The organism is Paraconexibacter sp., from assembly GCF_059438195.1.
Genome location: NZ_JBLKKY010000135.1, coordinates 1 through 3,219 on the forward strand (window position 1 = coordinate 1; position 3,219 = coordinate 3,219).

5 protein-coding genes are annotated in these 3,219 nt (G+C 74.4%); 2 read left to right on the forward strand and 3 right to left on the reverse strand.

Annotation, left to right across the window (positions count from 1 at the left end):
* Both ACME2J_RS22130 and ACME2J_RS22135 read right to left on the reverse strand, forming a co-directional pair.
* Window positions 1-827 (reverse strand): sigma-70 family RNA polymerase sigma factor (locus ACME2J_RS22130; RefSeq protein ID WP_495547114.1); only part of this gene is annotated, 827 nt, incomplete at its 3' end.
* A 330-nt stretch (window positions 828-1,157) separates the two neighbouring features.
* Window positions 1,158-1,610, reverse strand: a complete 453-nt coding sequence (locus tag ACME2J_RS22135; RefSeq protein WP_495547115.1) for a hypothetical protein — start codon at window positions 1,608-1,610, stop codon at window positions 1,158-1,160.
* A 22-nt stretch (window positions 1,611-1,632) separates the two neighbouring features.
* Between ACME2J_RS22135 and ACME2J_RS22140 the strand changes: the two genes are divergently transcribed.
* On the forward strand, window positions 1,633-1,761 hold the full coding sequence (locus ACME2J_RS22140; RefSeq protein ID WP_495547116.1) for a hypothetical protein: 129 nt from the start codon (window positions 1,633-1,635) through the stop codon (window positions 1,759-1,761).
* Between the two features lie 12 nt (window positions 1,762-1,773).
* Here the strand turns inward: ACME2J_RS22140 and ACME2J_RS22145 are convergent, their stop codons facing one another.
* Window positions 1,774-2,691, reverse strand: a complete 918-nt coding sequence (locus tag ACME2J_RS22145) for a hypothetical protein (RefSeq protein WP_495547117.1) — start codon at window positions 2,689-2,691, stop codon at window positions 1,774-1,776.
* Between the two features lie 55 nt (window positions 2,692-2,746).
* Between ACME2J_RS22145 and ACME2J_RS22150 the strand changes: the two genes are divergently transcribed.
* Window positions 2,747-3,219 (forward strand): MoeA family protein (locus tag ACME2J_RS22150; RefSeq protein ID WP_495547118.1); only part of this gene is annotated, 473 nt, incomplete at its 3' end.

The window sequence follows — 3,219 nt, forward strand, 5'->3', positions numbered from 1 at the left end:
CCGAACTCGGACTCCTCCTCGTCGCCGACCGGCTTCTCGAGCGAGACCGGGGCCTGAGCGGAGCGCTTGATCGAGTCGACCTCCTCCGGGTCGATGCCGGTGACGTCGGCGATCTCCTCGGGGGTGGGCTCACGACCGAGCTCCGTGACGAGCTTGCGCTCGGCGCGGCCGATCTTGTTGAGCTTCTCGACGACGTGGACCGGGATCCGGATCGTCCGGGCCTTGTCCGCGAGCGCACGCGCGATCGCCTGGCGGATCCACCAGGTCGCGTACGTCGAGAACTTGAAGCCCTTGCGGTAGTCGAACTTCTCCGCCGCGCGGACGAGGCCGAGCGTCCCCTCCTGGATGAGGTCGAGGAACGGGAGGCCCTGGTTCCGGTAGTTCTTCGCGATCGAGACGACGAGCCGGAGGTTCGACTCGACCATCTTCTGCTTCGCGTCGAGGTCGCCGCGCTCGATGCGCTTCGCGAGGTCGACCTCCTCCTGGGCGGTGAGGAGCCGGACCTTGCCGATGTCCTTCAGGAAGAGCTGAAGGGAGTCGGTGGTCATGTCGGGCTTGAGGTCGAGCGCCGTCGACTTCTTGCGCCGGCTGCGCTTGTCCGGAGCCCGCTCGACCTCGTTCACCGCGGCCGTCGCCGGATCGATCTCCTCGACGAGCTCGATCTCGGCCTTCTCGAGGAACTGGTGGAGGTCCTCGACATCCGACTCGTCGAGATCGATCTCGGCCACCGCTGTCGCGATCTCGGCGAACGTGAGCACGCCGACCTGCTGGCCCTTGGCCAGGAGGTTCTTGATCTCTTCGAGTTCCTGAAGTTCCACTACTGACATGTGCGTCCGTTTCGTTCGCCGGCCCCGCTTCCGACGGGTCCGGAGATGCTCTGGAGAGAGGCGTTGAGGCCGGTCGAGGCGGCACGACGCCCAACCTATGCCTCAAACGTATGTTCTATGGTAGGCGCTTCACTTTCTGAAGTCAAGGCCGTCGCCCGGCTCGCGGCGCGGTCCCCGTCTCACCATCTACGTGAAACGGGCCCGGACGTTTCATGTTGCGGTCCCTTTCGCGCCATCGCGCCCATCGGCACCGGCGGCGCTCCGCTTGAGACCCCGTCGCGCGTGTCGGACTGCGTTCCCACGTGGGATGATGCCCGGTGTGACCCCGCCTCATTCCCCGTCCGACGACGATCGCGACGTCATCGGCAGCCTGCCCCGCTCGCGTCCCTCCCGGCGCAGCGCCAAGCGGCCCTCCCGCGCGGCCGCGCCGACGCCTGACGCTGCGCCGGAGGAGACGAGCGCAAGCGCCGCGACGACCCCCTCCTCCGCGGCGAAGAAGGCACCGGCGAAGGGGACCGCCGCGCCGAAGGGCGCGAAGACGCGGTCGACGTCCGCCGGGAAGTCCCCGTCGGGCTCGAAGAAGGCCGCCGGCGCGAAGAAGGCCGCGGCAGGCGCGAAGAAGGCCTCCACGACCGCGAAGAAGAGCTCAGCAGGCGCGAAGAAGGCCCCCGCGTGCGCGAAGAGGGCCTCCGCAGGCGCCAAGAAGACCTCCAAGACCGCGGCGCGCTCGGGAGCGGGAGCGCCGGCGCCCGCGCGCAAGCGCCCGCGGATCACGGCGGACACGCCGGCTCGCGAGCCCCGCCCGGTGGCGCCCGCGCCGGCCGACGACATCGTCACGACCGCCGTGCGAACGGCGACCGACGTCGTGGAGGCCGGGACGCGGGTCGCCGGGCGGGTCGCCCGCGGCGTCCTCTCCCGCCTCCCGCGGCCGTAGCCCCGACCTCGGTCAGCCCACCCCGAGCGGGACGCCCGCCGCCTCGGCGGTGAGACGCCTCGTCTCGGCGAGCTCGAGGAGCTCTGCGGCGCCGGACCCGTCGGCGGGGGACGTCGCCGCGCCGACGACGAGCCGGACCGGCGCCCCGCCGAGCACAGGAGGCGGATCGGCTGCCGCCGCGACGGCGGCGGCGAGGTCGCCCGTCGTCGCGCGGTCCGCTCCCGGGACCGCGACGCGCCAGCGGCCGGGCTCCTCGGTCGTGACGACCGCCGCGGCCGGGAGAGTGCGGCCCAGGTGCCGCGCGATCGCCTCCGCGACGCGCGCGACCTCCTCCGCCGGGTGCGCCGCGCGCAGTCGCGCGCGGTCGTCGAGGACGACGTCGAGGACCGCGTAGGGCAGACCGGCGTCGTCGTGGCGCCGCGCGAGGTCCTCGGCGGTCCGCGTGCGGGCGTCGACGAGCACCGGCTCGCCGGCCGCCGCGGCCGCCGACGCAGCCGCGACCACCGCCGTCACGTGCGCGAGCCGGTCCGCGAGGCCGACGAGCGCGGAGCCGTCCGCGGCCCCCGCCTCCTCGGCGAGCGCACGCCACGCGACGCCTCGCAGCGCCTCCACCGCCGTCACCGCCTCCGCCGGACCGGTCGCACCCGCGAGCGCAGCGGCACCCGCCGCGACCCCGGCGAGATCCCCTCCAGGCCGCAGGCGATCGAGCGCGGCATCGTCGGCGAGAGCGGCGACGACGGCGGCGCAGAGCTCGGGTGCACCGGCGCCGAGGCGACCGATCGGGATGCGGTCGGCGGCCTCGAGCGGCGCGTCGGCGACGAGCGCGAGGACCCACGCCTTCGCGAGGCCGGTCCCGGCCGCGAAGGGCGCGACCGGTGCATCGGGGACCGCCTGCGGGCGTCGCGGCCCGTCTGCGTCGGCGTCGCGCATCGCCGGCTGTTGTAGCGGCCGACCCGGTCGGAGCCGCAGAGGCGAGAATGCCCCGATGCCCGACCTTCTCCCCGTCGACGACGCCCGGAGGATCGTGCTCGACGCCGTGCGCGTGCTCCCGGTGGAGACCGTGCCCGTCGCCGCCGCCCTCGACCGCGTCCTCGCGCACGACCTCGTCGCGGCCGGCGACGTGCCGCCGTTCGCGAACAGCGCCATGGACGGCTTCGCGATCCGGTCCGGCCGGGCCGGCCGGCGCCTGCGGATCGTCGGCGAGTCGCGCGCGGGGCACCCCGCGGACGTCGCCGTCGGCGAGGGCGAGGCGGTGCGGATCTCGACCGGGGCCGCGATGCCCGATGGCGCCGACGCCGTCGTCATGGTCGAGCGGACCACCGAGACGGGCGGCGACGTCGACGTCGAGGCAGACGTCGAGGCCGGCCAGAACGTCCGGGGCGCGGGCGAGGACGTGCGCGCCGGAGTCGTCGCGGTGCCGGCGGGGACCCGGCTCGGCCCCGCCGCGCTCGGCGTGGC